Genomic DNA, 18,901 nt, shown 5'->3' on the forward strand with positions numbered 1-18,901 from the left:
CGCCGGCCGACACACGTCAGGACGCGGCTTCCAGCGCCTCGCCGTCGTCCTGGGAGACCACGCGGGGCTTCATGGACCGGCCGGCCACCTCGTACTGCTTGAGCAGGCGACGGAAGTTGGAGCGGTCCACGCCCGCCGCGCGTGCGGCGCTGGAGACGTTCTGGTTGTTCTTCTCCAGCAGCGCGGACAGGTAGCGGCGCTCGAAGGCACGCATCGCCAGGCGCTTGGCCTGGGCGTACGGCAGGTGTGCCAGGCTGAACACCTCCACCGTGGAGTCCGGCTGCGGCGCGGACTGGAAGCCCGGCGGCAGGTCCTCCACGTCGATGACCTCGTTGCCCGTCAGCACCACCGCGCGCTCGATGACGTTCTCCAGCTCACGCACGTTGCCCGTCCACCGGTTGCAGGTGAGGGCTTCCATGGCGCGCGGGGAGATGCCCGTCACCTTCTTGTCCGCCTTGGCGGCGTAGAGCTTGAGGAAGTGGTGCGCCAGCAGGGGCACGTCCTCGGGCCGGTCACGCAGGGGCGGCAGGTCGATGGTGATGACGTTGAGGCGGTAGAAGAGGTCCTCGCGGAACTTGCCCTGCTCCTTGGCGCGGGACAGGTCCACGTGGGTGGCGGCGATGACGCGCACGTCCACCTTCACCGGCTCGTTGGCGCCCACGCGCTTGACTTCACCCTCCTGGAGCACGCGCAGCAGGCGTACCTGGGTGGCCGGGGGCACGTCGCCAATTTCGTCCAGGAAGATGGTGCCGCCGTCGGCCGCCTCGAAGAGGCCCTTCTTGTTGCCGGTGGCGCCGGTGAAGCTGCCCTTCACGTGACCGAAGAGCTCGCTCTCCAGCAGCGTCTCCGTCAGCGCCGAACAGTTGACCGCCACGAAGGGCTTGTCCTTGCGCGCGCTGCGGTAGTGGATGGCGCGGGCCACCAGCTCCTTGCCGGTGCCGCTCTCCCCCTGGATGAGCACCGTGGCGGTGGAGTGGCTCACCGTCTCCACCAGCTTGAAGACGGAGCGCATCTGCGTGGACTGGCCGATGAGGTCCTCGAACTGGCTGCGGACCGTGAGGGCCTCCTCCAGCGCGCGGGTGCGGTCCTTGAGCGCCTTGCGCTCGGCCGCCTTGGCCACCGTGAGGCTGACCTCGTCGATGTTCTCGAAGGGCTTGGTGAGGTAATCGTACGCCCCCGCCTTCACCGCCTCCACCGCCGTCTCCACGGTGGCGAAGGCCGTCATCATGATGACCTCCACGTCCGGGCGGTCGGCCTTGATGCCTCGCAGCAGGTCCATGCCGGACAGGTTGGGCATCTTGATGTCGAGGACGACCACGTCGATGGTCGGATCCTTCGCGGCCGCCAGGCCCTCCACCGCGTCGTCAATGGCCACCACCGGGTGGCCCTCGCGCTGGAGAATCTGCGTCACGGCCTTGAGGACGACGGAGTCGTCATCCACGACGAGGACTTTGGCGCGCTTGACTTGGTTCACGGCAACCTCTCGAGCTGCAGGGGGATGGGCAGAAAAACGGTGAAGCAGGAGCCTTCGCCGACCTGGGTGTCCACGTGGAAGCTGCCCCCGTGGTCCTGGACGATGCGGTAGGCAATGGAGAGCCCCAGGCCGGTGCCTTCACCCGGGGCCTTGGTGGTGAACGACGGCTCGAAGATGCGAGGCAGGTACTTCTCCTCGATGCCCGTGCCGGTGTCCGTCACCGCGAAGAAGCAGCGGTCGCCTTCCCGACCCGTCACCAGCTTCAGCTTGCCCTCACGCGTGGGCAGCGACTGGAGACCGTTCTGGAGCAGGTTGAGCACCACCTGCGCGAGCTGACCGGGGTCGCCGTACACCTTCGGCAGGCCGTCCGCGAGCCCCAGCGTCAGCTCCACCGTGGGCATGGACTTGAGCTGCGCGCGGAACAGCACCGCCGCGTCCTCCACGCACTTGGACAAGTCGAAGGGCCGCCGGTCCTCCACGCGGCTGTGGCGGCTGAACTTGAGGAGGCTCTCCACGATGCGCTTGCAGCGCAGCGCGCTCTCCTCGATGAGGCCCAGCGACTCCAGGTCCGCCTCGCTGCGGCCCGCGTCGCGCGACATCAACTGCGCGAAGGCGAGGATGCCGCCCAGCGGGTTGTTGATTTCGTGCGCCACCCCGCCGGCGAGCTGGCCCACCGCGGCCATCTTCTCCGTCTCGATGAGCCGCCGCGTCATCGACTGCTCTTCGGTGACGTCCCGGTAGGTGCAGACGACTCGCTCATCCCCCGCCATGGGGTAGGCGGCCACCACGAAGGTGCGCCCGCCCTGGCGGACCTCACCGCGCGCGCCCTTGCCGCTCTCCACCGCCGCCGGCAGCGGGCAGCCCGTGCACGGCTCGTTGCGCCCGAAGAGGTAGCGGTAGCACGTGGTGTCGGAGGGAATCTCCTCGATGGAGCGCCCCGCCACGTCCGCGTACGCCAGGTTCGCCCGCCGCACCGCGAAGTCCCGCGCGCGCACCACGCACAGCGGCGTCTCCATGCAGTCGAAGGACAGCTCCCACTCGCGCTTGGCCTGGCTCAGCATGCGCGTGCGCTGGGCGACGCGCTCCTCCAGGTCCGCGTTGAGCAGCTTCAGCTCCGCGTTCTGCGCCTGCGTCACCGTGTAGAGCCGCTCGTTTTCCGCCTGGAGCGCGTACTGCTCGAAGGCGCTCTTCACCGTCAACACCAGGTGGCTGTCGTTCCAGGGCTTGGAGATGAAGCGGAAGATCTCCGACCGGTTGATGGCCTCTTCGATGGCCTGCTGGTCCGCCTGGCCCGTCAGCATGATGCGCTGGGCCCGCGGCTCCTGCTGCTTCACCCGGGTAAGGAAATCGACGCCATTCATCCCCGGCATGCGGAAATCGGAGATGACCACCTCGGGGTGGAAGGCCTCCACCGCCCGCAGGCCCTGCTCGGCGTCCGTCGCCGTCTCGATGTCCCAGTCGCCGCGGCGCAGCACCCGGCGGATGGACTTGAGGATGTTCTCCTCGTCATCCACCAGGAGCAGCCGCCCGCGTGGCGACTCGGCCTGCTGACCGTGGACATATGCGGCTTGAGAACCCATGAATTGTTTCCGCCCCTAGACAAGTGCAATGGCCCTGCCAGCAGAAACTCCCTGCCCAACAGTCTGGAATCACGGGCCTTGACATTTCCATGGCGCGAAAAAACACCGGGTCCAATTAGACCCATCCCCACCAAATGGGTCAATACGGACCCCGGGTCTTTGACCCGGGCTAGGTTCCGAGCGGACCGACCGGGAGCTGGGGATGTAGGCAGATGCGATCCCTGCCGTCCCGTTTGGCCTGGTAGAGGGCCTCGTCGGCCGTCAGGAGCAGCTGCTCCGGGGTGAGGACGGTGCGGTGGGGGAAGCTGGAAACCCCCAATGACGCGGTGACTTGCAGGCTGTCCGACACCTCCAGCCGCAGGGCGCGCAGCTCGCGGCGGACGCGCTCGGCGACGGTGAGCGCCCCGGTGAGGTGGGTGCGGGGCAGCAGCACCGCGAACTCCTCGCCGCCATAGCGGGCCACCAGGTCCGTCTCGCGCACGCCCCGGGTGAGCGCGGCGGCCACCTCGCGCAGCACGCCGTCGCCCGCGGAGTGGCCGTACTTGTCGTTGATTTCCTTGAAGAAATCCAAGTCCAGCAGGATGAGCGACAGGGAGTCGTCATAACGCTGGGCACGGCGGAACTCCTCCCTCAGCCGCTCCTGGAAATGCCGGTGGTTGTGGAGGCCCGTGAGGCCGTCCGTCGACGACAGCCGCTGGAGCTCGCTCACCTGGGCGGCGAGCGACTCCATCCGGGCCTTCGCGGCCAGGGCGCGATGCACCCGGGCCACCAGTTCATCCGGCGACCATGGGTCCAATACGACCTCAGCCCCCCGGCGCAGGGCCTCCAGCCAGAGGCCTCTGGGCTCGGGTGGCGCCACGAGCACCACGGGGGGCCCCACCGGGCCTTCCTCGGGTATCAGGCGTTCGAGCAACCCCACGCTGGCCTGGGCGTCCTCGCCCAGGCAGAGCACCACCAGCGATACCTCCCGCGCCAACCTCGGCACCTCCGGGCCGTGGGCGGTGATTCGGAGGGCGAAATCCTCCGGGCCCAGCGCACGGGCCAACCGAGGCAACGTCGACTGCGAGTCGTCCACTACCAGCAGGGTGAAAGGCCTGGCGTTCACAGTGTCCCCGCAAAATGGTGCTTTCACGGTATCATAGGCATGCGACGATATGCGACCCCTGCCATTGGATAAAAACCGGATTCTCTGCTAGCGAGCCGCCAACTTCGCAGGTCCGCCCGCCGAGGTCCCTCGTGGCCCAATACCCAAGCATCAGCCTGTTCTTCCCCGCCTGGAACGAAGAGGACTACGTCGAGCGCGCCGTCAGCCGGGCGCTGGAGGTCCTCCCCGCCCTGACGGACGACTTCGAAATCATCGTCGTCAACGACGCGTCCACGGACCGCACCCGTGAGGTCTGCGAGGCGCTGGCCCTGAAGGTTCCCCAACTGCGTGTCATCCACCACCCCGTGAATCTGAAGCTGGGTGGCGCCATGCGCACCGGGCTGGCGGCCTCGACGAAGGACATCGTCGTGTACTCCGATGTGGACCTGCCCTGGGACATGCGCGAGTTGGAGCGGGCGCTGCACCTGATGTCGTACCTGGAGGCGGACATGATTTGCGCCTTCCGGTTCGACCGCACGAGCGAGGGCCCCAAGCGCATCATCTACTCGTTCGTCTACAACATGCTCATCCGGTCGCTGTTCGACATCCAGATCAAGGACGTCAACTTCAGCTTCAAGGTGATGCACCGGCGCGTGCTGGAGGCCATGGAGCTGCACAGCCAGGGCTCGTTCATCGACGCGGAGCTGGTGGTGAAGGCCATCCGCCAGGGCTTCCGCGTGTTCCAGATGGGCGTGGACTACTTCCCTCGCACGCGCGGCGTGTCCACGCTGGCCTCGCCCTCCGTCATCACGAAGATGGTGCGGGAGCTGGTGAAGCTCTATCCGAAGATGCGCGCGCCGCAGCCGCCAGTGCACCCGGTGCGCTTGCCGCCTTCGGTGCAGCAGCTCCACGCGGTGCCGCCGGGCCGCACGGCGCGAGGCTGAGCCCCGCATGACGCGCCCCCTCACGCGCCTGGTGGTGAACGCGGACGACCTGGGGCTCCATGCCTCGCTGGACGCGGGCATCCTCCGAGCGCACCGCGATGGCATCGTCACCAGCGCCACGCTGCTGGCCACGGGCCCCACCGCGCCCGAGGCCGCCGCCCGCGCGAAGGAGGCACGGCTCGCGGTGGGCCTCCACCGGCGCTCTCCACGCGGCTGCCTCCCGCGGCGCCCGCGCACGAGGTGCCCACGGTGGCACCGGAGGGCCGGCTGCGCGGGAGCTGGGCCGACTTCGCCCGCGCCTGGCTCACCGGACAGGTGCGCCGGGACGAGCTGGCGCGCGAGCTCTCCGCTCAGCTTCAGCGGGCCCGCGCCCTGGGCGTGACGGTGGACCACCTGGACGGGCACCAGCACCTGCACCTGCTGCCCGGTGTACGTCCCCTGGTGGAGTCCCTGGCCGCGCGCGAAGGGCTGCCCCTGCGCTGGCCGGACGCCCTCCTCGCCCTCGCTGGCTGAAGGCGCCGGGCCCCGCGATGAAGGCCTCGGTGCTGGCCGTGCTCGCGCGCGCCGCGCCTCGGGCCCCCAAGGGCGTGCGCCGGGTGAGCGCGGGCGGCGTCTTCGAAGCAGGGATGCTGGACGAGGCCGCCCTGCTCGCGGTGGTGGACACGCTGCCCGCGGGCGACTTCGAGCTGGGCTGTCACCCGGGTGAAGGCACGCCGCACGTCCCCGAGGACCCGGCGTGGCGCTACGGCTGGCAGGCGGAGCTGGCCGCCCTCACCAGCGCGCGCGTGAAGGCGCGGCTGCACGAGCGCGGCATCGAGCTTCACAGCTACGGAACGCTGTTCTCCGCCACGTAGAGGACGTGCGGCGTGGTGTAGCCCTGCCCCAGGTCCACCACCTCGCGCACCGCGAAGCCCGCGTCCTTCAGGTAGCGCGTCATCTCGGCTCGAGGCTTCAGCGCCATGCCGCCGCTGGCCTTCGTGCGGCCCAGCAGCGACACCATCACCCACTCCTGCGCCAGCGCCTTGCGGTGCTTCCAGGAGCCGTCACCCTCCACCTCCTTGAGCAGCAGCCGCCCGCCGGGCTTCAGCAGGCCCCGCACGGTGGAGAGGAAGCCGGACCACTTCGACTCCGGCAGCAGGTACAGCACGTCGCACACCACCGCCGCGTCGAAGCGCCCGGACGCGCCCCGGGCCAGGGTCTCCTCCACGGTGCCTTCCTCGACGCGCACGTTGGGCTGGCCCGCGAGCGCTCGCCGTGCCCAGGCCACCTTGCGCGAGTCCGGGTCCACGCCGTGCACGGTGCGGCCCGGGTCCTCCAGGGCCAGCAGCGCGGACAGCAACCCATGCCCGCAGCCGATGTCCGCCACGGCGCCCACGGGCGTGCGCGCGGCCATGGCCAGCAGCGGCGCGGAGAAGGCCCGCGCGTGGACGTGGAAGCGCTCGGCGACGGGCAGCCCGTCGTAGCGAAGGAGGGCCTGTTCGAGGAGGTCGCTCATGAGACGTAGTAGTCCGCGCCGAAGGCCCACGAGAGGACGAGCAGCGACGCGGCGCCCACCGCCAGCGCCCCGCGCAGCAGCAGCGGCCGTTCGCGCAGGAGCATCGCCGCGGTGAGGAAGACGGGGAAGGCGGACAGCAGGTAGCGCCCCATGCCCATGAAGTCCTTGGTGGACCACGCGGGCAACCCGACGATGGCCAGCACGTAGACGGCGTAGCCCCACCCCAGCAGCTTGCGCGTGGGCCACACCAGCGCCAGCGCCAGCAACGTGAAGAAGGCGTGCGCGGCCAGCCGGAAGGCCTCGCGCTTGTCCTGCGGCGCCAGCACGACGCGCTCGAACCAGCTCACCTTCAGCCACGTGTGCCAGCCCGGAATCTGCTCCCAGCCGGGCGAGCCCTGCACCTTCACGAAGGCCACCGGGTCACCGAACTGGTGCCACAGGAAGAGCATGTACGCGCCGAAGCCCAGGCCCGACAGCACCGGCAGGAAGTCCACCGCGCTCCACTTCTCGCCTCGCGCGTGCTTCCACTCCAGGCGGCGCACCAGCAGGCCCAGCACCACCGCGGGCGCCACGGGCCGGGCCGCGGTGGCCACCGCCGCGACGAGGACGGCGGGCCCCAGGTGCCCGCGCTCCAGCAGCAGGAAGGCCGCCACCACCAGCAGGACGAACAGCGCGTCCGAATACATGGCGCCGTAGAAGTAGAGCGTGAAGGGGTAGCAGGCCATCAGCAGCCCGGCCTTCAGCGCCGTGTCCTCGTCCGTCAGCTTGCGCGCCCAGACGGTGAAGAGCATCAACGCCAGCGGGCCGCACAGCAGCGTGATGAGCACGCCGGACTGGTACACATTGGGCCCCAGCGACTCCACCGCGCGGATGAGCAGCGGGTACAGCGGGAAGAACGCCACCGAGCTCTGCTGGCCCGGGACGAACTGGTAGCCCTCCTGGGCAATCCGCATGTACCAGCTGGAATCCCAGGCCACCCAGCCCATGGTGAAGTACTCGTCGAGCCGGACGACGGGGTTGCTCGGGTCCTTGTGGAAGAAGCGCCAGGCCCCGGCGGTGGCGGCGGCGCCACAGGCCACGACGGCCGACAGGACGACGAGGACGATGGTGCGGGACGCGGAGCGGGCCATGGGGCCCGGGAGGCTCGGGCCAGAGACGGCCTCCGGTCAAGCCCGGGAGCCGCTGATACGCGGGACTCCCGGGTGCAATCACTGGAATGACTCAGCGCGGGTAGAACGTCTTGCCCGCCTTCACCATCTCCACCAGGTGCGGCGCGGGGGCGAAACGCTCCCCGAGCTTGTCGTGGTAGTGCTCCAGCTTGCGCAGCACCTCGGCGGGGCCGCGGCTGTCCACGTAGTGGAAGGGGCCGCCCAGGAAGGGCGGGAAGCCCAGGCCGAAGATGGCGCCCACGTCGCCGTCACGCGCGCTGCGGAGGATGCCCTCGCCCAGGCAGCGGATGGCCTCGTTGACCATCTGCAGCACCACGCGCTCCGCCATCTCCGCGCGGTCGAAGGAGCGGCGCTCCGTGCCGTGCGGCAGCAGGGCGTAGATGGAGCTGTCCACCTCCTGCTTCTTCCCGTCCTCGTACAGGTAGAAGCCCTTCTGCGTCTTGCGGCCCAGGCGGCCGTCGGCCACCACCTTCTCCAGGGCCTTGGGCGCCGCCATGCGCTTGCCGAAGGCGGCCTCCATGATGGGGCCCACCTTCTGCGCCACGTCGATGCCCACCTCGTCCAGGAGGGTAATCGGGCCCACGGGGAAGCCGAACTCGACCAGCGCCCTGTCCAGCTCCGCGATGTCCGCGCCTTCCGCCAGCAGGTACGCCGCCTCGTTCAGGTACGGAGCGAGGATGCGCGAGGTGTAGAAGCCCGGCCCATCGTTGACGACGATGACCGTCTTGCCCTGCTTGCGCCCCACCTCCACGCAGGTGGCCGTCACCCAGTCCGCGGTGCCCGCGTGGGTGATGATCTCCAGCAGCGGCATCTTGTGGACCGGGCTGAAGTAATGCATGCCAATGACTTGCGCCGGCCGACGGCTGCCCTTGGCCAGTTCCGTAATCGGGATGCTGGAGGTGTTGGACGCGAAGATGGTCTGGTCGCCGGTGACGGCCTCCACCTCCGCGATGATGCGGTGCTTGAGCTTGAGGTCCTCGAACACCGCCTCGATGACCAGGTCCGCGGACTTGAAGCCGCTGTAGTCCGTGCCCGCCGTCACCAGGGCCGACTTCGCCGTGGCCTCGCGGCGCGTGAGCGAGCGCCGCTTCACGCGCTCGTCCAGGATGGACTGCACCTGCTTCATGGCCCGGCCCACGCCCGCGTCGTCCTTGTCCTTCACGCGCACGGGCACGCCCTGGAGCACGCTGGTGACATAGGCGATGCCGCCGCCCATCAGCCCGCCGCCCAGCACCGCCACCTTCTTCACCTCGCGCGGCTTCGCGTCGGGGTTGGAGGTGCCGTTCTCCTTCTTCAGCGCCGTGGTGGCGAAGAAGATTTCAACCAGCCGCTTGGAGACGTCCGACACCACCAGCTCGCCAAAGGCCTTCGCTTCCGCCTCCTGGCCCGCCTTGTGTCCGGACTCCAGGCCCACGCGCACGACCTGGAGCGCCTTCTCCGGCGCGGGGAACTTGCCGCGCGTCTTCTTCAGCAGCTGCTTGCGCGCCTGGTCGAAGAGGACCTTGCGGCCCAGCGGGTTGTCCTCCAGCGCCACCTCCGCCCACAGCTCCTTGTTGGCCAGGCCCTGGATGAAGCCCGCCAGCCCCTTCGCCTTGCCGTTCGCGGCCACGCCCTTGAAGCCCTGGCCGTGACGGCGGTCCACCTTCAGCGTTCCTTCGGCCAGCTCCTTCGCGCGACGCACCGCGATGGCGCGGAGGATGGGCGCCGGCACCACTTCATCCACTACGCCCAGCTTCTTCGCCTTCGCGGGCTTGAGGCTCTTGCCGGTGAGGATGAGGTCCAGCGCCGCCTGCACGCCAATGAGCGCCGGCAGCCGCTGGGTGCCGCCCGCGCCCGGAATCAGGCCCAGCTGCACCTCCGGCAGCCCCAGCGACGTCTTCGGGCTGTCGGTGGCGATGCGGTAGTCACACGCCAGCGCCCACTCCAGGCCGCCGCCCAGACATGCGCCGTGGATGGCCGCGACGACGGGCTTGGGGAAGGCGGCCAGTTTGTCGAAGCCCTCCTGCCCGTTGCGGCTGATGGCGGTGGCCTCCTCCGCCGTCTTGATGGTCTGCAGGAAGTCGATTTTCGCCCCGGCGACGAACGAGTCCCTCTTGCCGGACGTGAAGACGACGGCCTTCACTTCGGGCTCGCGCTCCGCGCGCATCATGACGCGCAGGAAGGCCTCGCCCGTCTCCGGCGACAGCGTGTTCACCGGCGAGTCCGGCAGGTCGAAGGTGATGACGGCGACGCCGTCCTCCACCTGGTACGAGAAGCCCTGCTTCACCTCGAGCTCTTCCGCCTTGGTGGCCATCACGCACGCTCCAGGATGACGACTGCGCCCAGGCCGCCCGCCGCGCAGACGGTGCACATCGCCGTGTTCTTGTTCCGACGCTTCAGCTCATTGAGGGCCTGGGTGACGATGCGCGCCCCCGTGGCCCCGAAGGGATGACCAATGGCGATGGAGCCACCCGTCACGTTCAGCCGCTCCCGGTCGATTTCGCCCACCGGCGCGCTCCAGCCCGCCTTCTTCGCGAAGGCCTGGGACGCCAGCGCCTGGATGTTGCTGGCCACCTGCGCGGCGAAGGCCTCGTGCATCTCCACCAGGTCGATGTCCGCCAGCGTCATGCCCGCGCGCTTGAGCGCCGTGGGCACCGCGTAGGCCGGGCCCTGGAGCAGCTGGTCGCCCGGGTCCGTGGCCGCGTAGGCATGGCTGCGCAGGAAGCCCAGCGGCTCGTAGCCCAGCGCGCGCGCCTTCTCCTCGCTCATCAGCAGCAGCGCCGCGGCGCCGTCCGTCAGCGGCGACGCGTTGCCCGCCGTAATCGTGCCGTACTTGCGGTCGAACGCCGGCTTGAGCTGCCCCAGCGCCTCCATGCTGGAGTCCTCACGGACGATGTTGTCGCGCTCCGCCGTCTTGTCGAACTTCGGCGGCACGACGACGTGCATGACCTCGTTGTCGAACAGGCCGTCCTTCCACGCCTTGGCCGCGTTGCGGTGCGAGTTGAAGGCGATGCGGTCCTGCTCCTCGCGGGAGATGCCGTTCTCCTTGGCCATCTTCTCCGCGCTCTCCCCCATCGTCATGCCGGTGGAGTACTCGGCGATGGCCGGGGGCACCGGCAGCAGATCCTTGGCCTTGAGGCGCTGGAAGGGCTTGAGCTTGTCCGGCAGCGAGCGCCCCTTGGACGCCGCCACCAGCGCGTGGGCCAGCGGCCGGCTGGTGAAGATGGGCGCGTCCGACATGGACTCGGTGCCACCGGCGATGATGACGTCCGCCTCACCCGTGGCAATCGCGTTGGCCGCCGTCGTCATCGCCTGGATGGACGTGGCGCACGCGCGCGACACCGTGAAGGCATCAATCTTCTTCGGCAGCCCCGCCGCGATGACGACCTCGCGGGCAATGGACGGAGCCGTCAACGTGGGGATGACCTGGCCGAACACCACCTGGTCGATGACGTTGGGGTCCAGGTCCGTCTTCTGGACCAGCTCCTGGACCACCAGGCGGCCCAAATCCAGCGCCGTCAGCCCCGAGAACACGGACCCCGCCTTGACGAACGGGGTCCGCAGGCCGCGGACGATGGCCACCCTTCGGGGGCCGTTGCGCTTCTCGCTTGTCATGTGTGCCACACCTCCAGCGAAGTCGGGAGGTGGGCATCTAACGAGCGGCAATGCGCCGCGTCAATCGTCCGTTGATTCAAAAATCAATCGGTGGACACTCCCCGCGGGAGGCCGCCGGCTGGGGGTGAAAGCGACCCTACGCCCCCAGCGTGCCCTGGCGCAGGGCCACGCCGTGGCGGTGGACGGCGTCCACCAGGAACTTCGCGGAGTCGGGGTCCGTGGGCGGGAGGATGCCGTGGCCCAGGTTGAAGATGTGCCCTTCGGGGCCCGCGCGGCGGAGGATGTCCTTCACGCGGCCGTCCAGCTCCTCACGGGGGAGGAACAGGTGCAGCGGGTCCAGGTTGCCCTGCACCGCCACGTCCGGCCCCAGCACCTTCCGGCCCTCGTCCATGGGCAGCGTCCAGTCCAGGCCCACCACGTCCGCGCCAGTGCTCTTGAGCAGCCGCAGGTGCGAGGACATGCCCACGCCGAACACGATGACGGGCACGCCGGTGGCCTTCAGCTCGGACACCATGCGCTTGAGGTAGGGAATGCAGAAGCGCTCGTAGTCCCAGGGCGACAGCGCGCCGCCCCACGAGTCGAAAATCTGGACGATGCTCGCGCCCGCCTCCACCTGCATCTTCAGGTAGGGGATGAGCGTGTCGGTGAGCTTGCCGAAGAGGCGGTGCGCCAGCTCGGGCTGCTCGAACATCAGCCGCTTGATGAGGATGTAGCTCTTGGAGCCGCCCCCCTCCACCATGTACGCGGCCAGGGTGAAGGGCGCGCCCGCGAAGCCGATGACGGGCACGGAGTCATTGAGTGCCTTGCGCGTGCGGCGGATGGCCTCGGCCACGAAGCCGGTGCCCTCCACCGGGTCCGGCACGCCCAGCTTGTCGATGTCCGCCGCGGAGCGCACGGGGTCGGGGAAGTGCGGCCCCTTGTCCCCCAGCTCCAGGGTGATGCCCATGGCCTCCACGGGGATGAGGATGTCCGAGAAGATGATGGCCGCGTCCACGCCCAGACGTGTCACCGGCTGGACGGTGACTTCCGCCGCCAGGTCCGGGTGCTTGCACAGGTCCAGGAAGGCGATGTTGCCGCGGATGGCCCGGTACTCGGGCAGGTAGCGGCCCGCCTGGCGCATCAGCCATACCGGCGTCGTGTCTGTGGGCTGGCGGCGCGCCGCGCGGAGGAGTCGGTCGTTCACTTCGAACCTCGGAGTGGGCCCCGCGCCAGGCGGGGCGAAATGAAACACGTGCGGTCAGCGCTGGCTCCACGCCAGCGTCTGGCGCAGCGGCCCGGTGCCTTCGTCCACGAACAGCAGACGATTGGCGCCGTCCTCCCAGTCAAGAGTGCCCTGGGAGCCGCCGCGCAAGAGCTTGTACTCGAAGACGGCGCCCACGGGCAGCGACAGCGCGAAGCCGTCGGGCCCCGGACGAAGCGAGCGCTCGGGCTTCCACCCGCCCATCTCCGGCCCGCTGCCCACCAACCGCACCGACGGGTCATCCACGGCCAGCTCCACCGGCGCCGCGTGCCCAGCCCCCGCCACCGCAGGCCCGCGAGCTTCGCCGCCGTGGCGAAGCCGCCCGCCGCCTGGGGCTTCAGTCGCGCCAGGGCCACCTCGCCGGCGGGCACGCGCATGAAGCCCGCGCCCCCGGCGGCCAGCGGCGGCGCCAGGGCCAGCGGCTCCAGCTTCGCGTCGGCCAGCCCGTCAGGCAGCGGCACATCCACGGCGCTGTCACGGGAATTCACGGCGATGACGACGGCCTCGTCGGCGGTGACGCGGGCGTAGGCGAAGAGGTCCTCCCGGGCGGCGAGCATCCACGTCTCGCCACGCTGGAGGGCCTCACTGCCTCGCCGCAACGCCAGCAACCCGCCAATCCACGACCGCAGCGGGTGGTTCGTGAAGCGCATGTCGCCCCGGTTCTCCGGCTCCTTCGCGCCCGTCAGGCCCTCTTCGGTGCCGTAGGTGAGCGCCGGCACGCCGCGCGCGGTGAGCTGCACCGCCAGCGCCCGCTTCACCCGCTCCACGTCACCCCCGCACTCGCTCATCACCCGGGGCAGGTCGTGGTTGTCCACCATCGTCACGAGCGAGCCCGGCGCCGGGTATAGCCGGTCGTTGAAGAGGATGGCGCCCAGGTGCGACGGGGAGCGGTCCCTGCAGAAGACGTCCACCAGCGCGAAGGCCAGCGGGAAGTCGAACATCGTCCCGAAGCGGCCTTCTTTCATCGTGTTCGACAGCAGCACCGGGTCGCCGTCCAGCATCTCCCCCAACAGCAGGAAGTCCGGCCCCGCGTGCTGGCGCAAGTCGTCGTTGTAGCGAGCCCAGAAGGAGGTGGGCATGTGCTTCACCGCGTCCAGCCGGAAGCCCGCGGGCTGGAGCACGTCCACCCACCGGCGCGAATGCGCCAGCAGGTGCGCGTACACGTCTTCCTTCTCCACGGCGAGGTCCGGCAGGCCGTGCACGTCTCCCATCACCAGCTCGCGTGAATCGCCCCAGTCCTGGATGGGCCCCAGGCCGTGGAACCAGTCGGGCCGCTCACGCGACAGGCGCGTCTCCGGCCCCACGTGGTTGAGCACCACGTCCAGCACCAGCCGCATGTCCCGGCGGCGCAGCTCTGCCGCCAGCGTCTTCAGCAGGGCCTCGTCTCCGAAGCGCGGCTCCACCCGGCCGAAGTCCTCCACCCAGTAACCGTGAAAGGCGCCGTACCCATGGAACTTGTCGGTGCGCATCTGGAAGACGGGTGAAAGCCACACCGTGCGGACACCGAGCTGCTGCAGCCCATCCAGTCGGTCAATGACGCCTTGCAGGTCTCCGCCGTGAAAGGCCTGCGCGTCCTCCAGGTCCACTGCACCGTCGTTCTTCGGGTCTCCATTGGAGAAGCGGTCCACCATCACGAAGTAGACCGCGTCTCCCGCCGGCGGCTCCCACGAACCCCGGTAGGGCTGGAGCACGGCCGGCGTGCCCGTGCCCGGCTCGATGCCCGGTCCGGCCGGCGCGTCGAGGCCCGGCACCGTGCCCGGCCCCCGTCCGTGTCCGGCACCAGGAAGGGCGAGGCCAGGAAGGAGTCGAACAGCGCGCCCGCCTGCCCGGCGATCTGCGTGGCCACCTCCAACTGCGCATCGTCCTCGCGCTGCTGGTCGAACTGAAGCGCCGCGCCGTAGTCCTGGGTGACGACGGTGGGCGCCATGGCGGAGTCCGCGCGCGCGCCCGTGGTCCGGACCGAGATGTCCCACGAGAAGCGGCCCCCACCGGCTGAAGAACGACACCCGCGTCTCCACCAGCAGGTGCAGCGGCGCCTCCGGCGTCAGCGCCTTCAGCATCTCGAAGCGGCGCTGCGAGTCGCGCACCTTCGCGAAGTAGGCGGCGTAGTCCGCGTAGGGCACCACCTCCACGCGCAGGTTGCGCCTGGCCAGGGTCTCCGCGATGCGCTGCTTCAGTCCTTCCGGGACGTCCGCCACCACGCCGGCCCGCCTCGCGTCATCCCGCACGTAGGCCACGGCGACCACCGTGCCGCTGGGCGCCACGGGCGGAGGCGCCGCGCGAGGCAGACACGCCGCGAGCGTCACCGCGGCCAGCGCTGCCGTGAGGGAGACCACCGCGCTCCATCGCCTTGTCAGAACCATCCTTCGGCCTCGATCGCGACCACCGAGTGCCAGTGACGCTCGGGGCCGACGTAAACGTTGTACTGGTCCAGGCTGTCCACGAAGGAGTTGCCGAACGCCGCATGTTGGGTGGAGCGCTGGAGCCCGTACAACAGCCGCAGACTGGGGCGCGCGTAGATGCTGCGGCCCGTGGGGTTGAGCACCACACCGGCCTTGAACTGCCAGGTGTCGCGCGTGTCGCTGTCACCGAACTCCAGCCCACGCGCGTCCGCCATGCCGTCGGTGCTGGTGAACACCGAGTCCACATGGTTGCGGTAGAGATTGCCGTTCAGGCTCTTCTCGCGCGCGACGCTGCTCTCCGCCAGGAGGTGAACCTTGTCGGTGAGGAAGTACTGAAGGCGAAGCACCGTGGAGGCGATGACGCGGTTGTCCTCGCCCGCGGCAATCTTGTTGTCCTTGTTGAACGAGTAGCCAGCCCACACGCCCCAGAGCGCCTCCAGCTTGTCGGGGATGATGCGCAGGTAGGCCTCGTTGCCGAGGTTGGCGTCGTAGCGCTCGTCGGTCTGGTCCGTGACGTACACGGTCCAGTCCCGGCCCCGGAAGTTCTCCGTGTAGAAGGGCTGCGGGTGGCGCTTCTCGAAGGTCAGGTACAGGTTGCTCCACACCAGCGGCCCCACCCCGCCGAAGCCCACGTAGCCCATGGCCCGGTACGACAGCGCGCTGCGCGCCTTGAGGTCCGGGACCAGGTCCTCCGCGCCCGGGTTGGCCTCGAAGTAGCGCCGCACCACCTCGCGCCGCGCGAAGTTCTCGTAGCTGGTTCCGGGCGACGCGTAGAGCGCGTTCCGGTTGCCGCGCACCGCGGGCTCGTAGCCCACCTGCCCGCGGATACCCACCTCCAGGTGACCAGGAATCAACCGGTAGCGGAACGACGCGGCGCCCGTCAGCACCGTGTTGTAGTTGTTCGGGCGCAGCGTGTAGCCGCTGTCCCCCACCGCCAGCAGGACGTCGTAGCGGTCGCCCTGGTACGTGCCGGACAGGCCCACCGTGTCCCAGAGCAGCGTGCCGGGTCGCTGGTCGTAGATGTGCAAGTCGTTCCAGCGGTCCTCGAGCGTGCCGAGCTGCCACGTCACCCGGTCCAGCAGGATGTTGCCGGCGCGGACGAAGAGGTAGTCAGCGCTGAAGTTCACCAGCGAGCCATTACCGGGATCCGCCGAACGAAACGACCTGCCAGAGATACGGGAGTGGACCTCGGCCCACACCTCGTCGGTCCCCGGCGTGGCCTGCAACGCGTCCAGCCGGAGGTTGAGCTCACCGTAAGGGCTTTCGTTGAGGAGCCGACCGTAGAGCCAGTAATAGCCCAACTGGCCCGAGCCGCCCGCGAAGTCCGGGCGGGTCATGATGCGGAAGTAACCCGCGGCCCCGAAGCGATCGCGAGGCGCATCGGCCAGGGCAACGAGCGGCAGGAACGTCAACAGGATGGCGCCGAGGCGCGCAGGCAGGACTCGCATGGGCGGGCCCCGCTTATAGCGCAACCTGCTTGCCTGCCTACTCCGCACGCAGGACGACGATGGTTCTTTCCGGCATCCCGTATGTCGAACCGTTCACTGGTGACGGTGCATCAAGCCAGGAGTTGCCCGTGGACCGGCTGTCCAGGCCCGCCGTCGTGAGATAGGCGGGGCTGTCGAAGTACGCCTGCGTGTCGATGAGCCGCGTCCATTTGCGGCCTTCGGGCAGCGTGAACGTCACCGCGCGGGGCTCCATGTTGATGAGCACCAGCAATTCCGGCCCGTAGGACGCGTCATAATAGTGAATCATCAACTGCTTGCTGTCCCACGCCGCCTCGGTGTTCTGGGCGCTCTTCCAGGCCAGCGGCGCGCCCTTGCCGTAGTCCTTCGGCGCGAAGGCGTAGGCGTGCTCCTTGCGCAGGCGGATGGCGGCCTTCACGAACTCGAACATGCGGTGACGTTCGTCGCGCGCCAGATACGTCCCCCACTGGTACCAGTTGAAGGGGTTGTCGGACAGCGTGGAGTAGGCGTTGTTGTTCCCCAGCTGCGTGCGCATCCACTCGTCGCCGCCCAGGATCATCGGCGTGCCGTGGCTGATCATCATCGACATGAAGGCATTGCGAATCATCTGCCGTCGCATGCTCTCCGCGCGCTCGTCGCCAATCGGGCCCCAGTTGCGGGAACGGTTGTGATCCTCGCCGCTGACCTTGTCGCAGAAGGGGCTGTTCGGTGTGTCACAGCACACCGGGTTCAGCGGACCGCAGCGGTTCTGCTTCTCGTCGTACGCGAACAGGTCGTACATCGTGAAGCCGTCGTGCACGGTGATGAAGTTCATGGAGTGATACGGGCGGCGGCCATTGCGCTCGAACCACTCCTGGCTGCCGTACATCAGGAAGCCGCCGTCCACCGTGCCAGGCCGGCCACACAGCGAACCCTCGTTGGAGTTGAGCTTCCAACCGTCCTGGTTCATGAACGCGCGCCACCAGTCGCGGAAGCGGCCGTTCCACTCGTACCAGCCATTGCCCGGCTGCGTCCTGGCGTTGGGGAACTCGCCCAGCGGCATGCAGTACCAGCCGCCCGCGCTCCACGGCTCGGCCATGATGCGGGTGTTGTACTTCTGGAGCACCGGGTCGTCGATGACATCCTGGAGCACGGTGTTGCGCGGGTCGTCCCAGCGGTTGTAGTCACCGTCGCGCTCACCCAGGATGGGCGCCAGGTCGAAGCGGAAGCCGTCCACGTGGAGCTCTTCCACGTAGAAGCGCAGGCTGTCGATGATGAGCTTGCGCGTGGGCCGGTGGTTGGGGCGCGTCTGGTTACCGACGCCGGTGTTGTTCCAATACGTGCGCCGGTCCGGGTTGAGCGCGTAGTACGCCTGGTTGTCGATGCCGCGGAACGAATAGAGGCCAGCCGTCTCCGCGGGGTCCAGGGACTCCAGCGGCTCGCCGGGCATGACGTCATCCGTCTCCAGCTTCTCGCGCCAGAGGCCCCCCTCGCCGGTGTGGTTGTAGACGACGTCGATAATCACCTCGATGCCGTGCTTGTGGAGCTGCTCCACCATCCACTTGAACTCGTTGATGACCTGGTGCGGCTCCTTGAAGGCCGCGTAGGACAGCTCGGGCGCGAAGAAGTTGATGGTCTGGTAGCCCCAGTAGCCACCGTCCAGCGGCTTCTCGTGGATGGGCAGCAGCTCCACCGCGGTGATGCCCAGCTCGGCCAGGTAGGCCGCCTTCTCACCGAAGCCGCGGTAGGTGCCCGGGAAGCGCACGCCGCTGGCGGGGTCCGCCGTGAAGCCCTTGGCGTGAACCTCATAGACGATGAGGTCCTGCCAGCCGTGCCCCTGCCAGTTCTCGTCCTGGCGGTTGGCGCGCCACTGCTGCTCCGCCTCACCCCACTGGTAGTCGCCGCCCTTGACGAGCACGCTCTTGGCGGAGGCCGCGTAAGTCACCTCCGTGCGAGCCGGACCGCTGGCCGTGCTGCCCTTGCTCCAGTCATGGTCGCGGTGCAGGGCCTTGGAGTACGGGTCCGTGAGCAGCTTGTTCGGATTGAAGCGGTTGCCGTAGACGTCCGCGTCCGCCTTGAAGCCGTGGATGGACCCGGGGAACCACCGCGGGTCGAACTCCCAGTTGGGTCCCCATGCGCGGAAGCCGTAGTGCTGTCCCACGCCCACGCCTTCCACGTAGACGCTCCACACGTCGCCGTAGCGTGTCATCTCATAGGCGCGCGCCGGGCGGTTGCTCTCCGGGTCCTCGAAGAGCAGCAGCTCCAGCCGGGTGGCGTTCTCCGAGTACAGGGCGAAGTTCACGCCCTTGTCCACGAAGGTGGGGCCGATCTGGCGAAGGGACTCGATGTCGTCCACCGAGTAGCTCGGGGCCCGAGCATCACTGTGGTACAGCCGGACGTAGTCGCTCTCGCTACAGCCAGTGATGAACAGGGCGGTGGACAGCGCCGCGCCCACGAGGCGGGACATTCTGTGA

The 18,901-nt window shown here is 68.9% G+C and carries 13 protein-coding genes and 2 pseudogenes; 3 read left to right on the forward strand and 12 right to left on the reverse strand.

The genetic code is table 11. From position 1 onward, the window contains the following. Positions 1 to 16 precede the first annotated feature (16 nt). From QEG98_RS29095 to QEG98_RS29105, 3 genes are all read right to left on the reverse strand, one after another. A complete protein-coding gene (locus QEG98_RS29095) occupies positions 17 to 1,474 on the reverse strand; it encodes a sigma-54 dependent transcriptional regulator (protein ID WP_316563622.1) in 1,458 nt (485 codons plus the stop codon). After that, a complete protein-coding gene (locus QEG98_RS29100; protein WP_316563623.1) occupies positions 1,471 to 3,054 on the reverse strand; it encodes an ATP-binding protein in 1,584 nt (527 codons plus the stop codon). Before QEG98_RS29100 ends, QEG98_RS29095 begins: the two co-directional genes overlap by 4 nt. Positions 3,055 to 3,223: 169 nt before the next feature. Then, complete coding sequence (locus QEG98_RS29105; protein ID WP_316563624.1) at positions 3,224 to 4,186, reverse strand: diguanylate cyclase; 963 nt, start codon at positions 4,184 to 4,186, stop codon at positions 3,224 to 3,226. A gap of 104 nt (positions 4,187 to 4,290) precedes the next feature. On the opposite strand from QEG98_RS29105, the gene QEG98_RS29110 reads away from it, so the two are divergent. The 3 genes and pseudogenes from QEG98_RS29110 to QEG98_RS29120 all read left to right on the forward strand — a co-directional run bounded on the left by QEG98_RS29110 (position 4,291) and on the right by QEG98_RS29120 (position 5,936). Continuing rightward, entirely contained in the window at positions 4,291 to 5,082 is a 792-nt protein-coding gene (locus QEG98_RS29110) for a glycosyltransferase family 2 protein (protein WP_090490019.1), read from the forward strand. A gap of 7 nt (positions 5,083 to 5,089) precedes the next feature. After that, positions 5,090 to 5,595: pseudogene (locus tag QEG98_RS29115) on the forward strand (ChbG/HpnK family deacetylase). Between the two features lie 17 nt (positions 5,596 to 5,612). After that, positions 5,613 to 5,936, forward strand: a complete 324-nt coding sequence (locus QEG98_RS29120; protein ID WP_316563625.1) for a ChbG/HpnK family deacetylase — start codon at positions 5,613 to 5,615, stop codon at positions 5,934 to 5,936. On the opposite strand, the gene QEG98_RS29125 is transcribed toward QEG98_RS29120, so the two are convergent. The 9 genes and pseudogenes from QEG98_RS29125 to QEG98_RS29165 all read right to left on the reverse strand — a co-directional run bounded on the left by QEG98_RS29125 (position 5,909) and on the right by QEG98_RS29165 (position 18,894). Next, complete coding sequence (locus tag QEG98_RS29125; protein ID WP_316563626.1) at positions 5,909 to 6,577, reverse strand: class I SAM-dependent methyltransferase; 669 nt, start codon at positions 6,575 to 6,577, stop codon at positions 5,909 to 5,911. The genes QEG98_RS29120 and QEG98_RS29125 overlap by 28 nt on opposite strands. Next, entirely contained in the window at positions 6,574 to 7,707 is a 1,134-nt protein-coding gene (locus QEG98_RS29130; RefSeq protein WP_316563627.1) for a mannosyltransferase family protein, read from the reverse strand. Before QEG98_RS29130 ends, QEG98_RS29125 begins: the two co-directional genes overlap by 4 nt. Before the next feature lie 91 nt (positions 7,708 to 7,798). Beyond that, positions 7,799 to 10,039, reverse strand: coding sequence for a fatty acid oxidation complex subunit alpha FadJ (fadJ, locus tag QEG98_RS29135; RefSeq protein WP_316567982.1), 2,241 nt, complete (start codon positions 10,037 to 10,039; stop codon positions 7,799 to 7,801). Beyond that, positions 10,039 to 11,340, reverse strand: coding sequence for an acetyl-CoA C-acyltransferase FadI (fadI, locus tag QEG98_RS29140; protein WP_316563628.1), 1,302 nt, complete (start codon positions 11,338 to 11,340; stop codon positions 10,039 to 10,041). The genes fadJ and fadI overlap by 1 nt, the downstream gene beginning before the upstream one ends. A gap of 136 nt (positions 11,341 to 11,476) precedes the next feature. After that, positions 11,477 to 12,523 carry a uroporphyrinogen decarboxylase gene (hemE, locus tag QEG98_RS29145; RefSeq protein ID WP_316563629.1) on the reverse strand — a complete coding sequence of 349 codons (1,047 nt, stop codon included), beginning with the start codon at positions 12,521 to 12,523 and terminating at the stop codon, positions 11,477 to 11,479. A gap of 54 nt (positions 12,524 to 12,577) precedes the next feature. Next, on the reverse strand, positions 12,578 to 12,784 hold the full coding sequence (locus tag QEG98_RS29150) for a CBM20 domain-containing protein (RefSeq protein WP_316567983.1): 207 nt from the start codon (positions 12,782 to 12,784) through the stop codon (positions 12,578 to 12,580). 524 nt (positions 12,785 to 13,308) lie between these two features. After that, a pseudogene (locus QEG98_RS29155) lies at positions 13,309 to 14,943 on the reverse strand (alpha-amylase family glycosyl hydrolase); the annotation flags it as partial. After that, positions 14,934 to 16,430, reverse strand: coding sequence for a hypothetical protein (locus tag QEG98_RS29160; RefSeq protein ID WP_316563630.1), 1,497 nt, complete (start codon positions 16,428 to 16,430; stop codon positions 14,934 to 14,936). The pseudogene QEG98_RS29155 and the gene QEG98_RS29160, both read right to left, overlap by 10 nt. Positions 16,431 to 16,467: 37 nt before the next feature. Beyond that, a complete protein-coding gene (locus QEG98_RS29165) occupies positions 16,468 to 18,894 on the reverse strand; it encodes a glycogen debranching protein (RefSeq protein ID WP_316563631.1) in 2,427 nt (808 codons plus the stop codon). Positions 18,895 to 18,901 lie beyond the last annotated feature (7 nt).

Origin of the sequence: Myxococcus sp. MxC21-1, from assembly GCF_032612255.1 — a bacterium.
Lineage (GTDB): Bacteria > Myxococcota > Myxococcia > Myxococcales > Myxococcaceae > Myxococcus > Myxococcus virescens.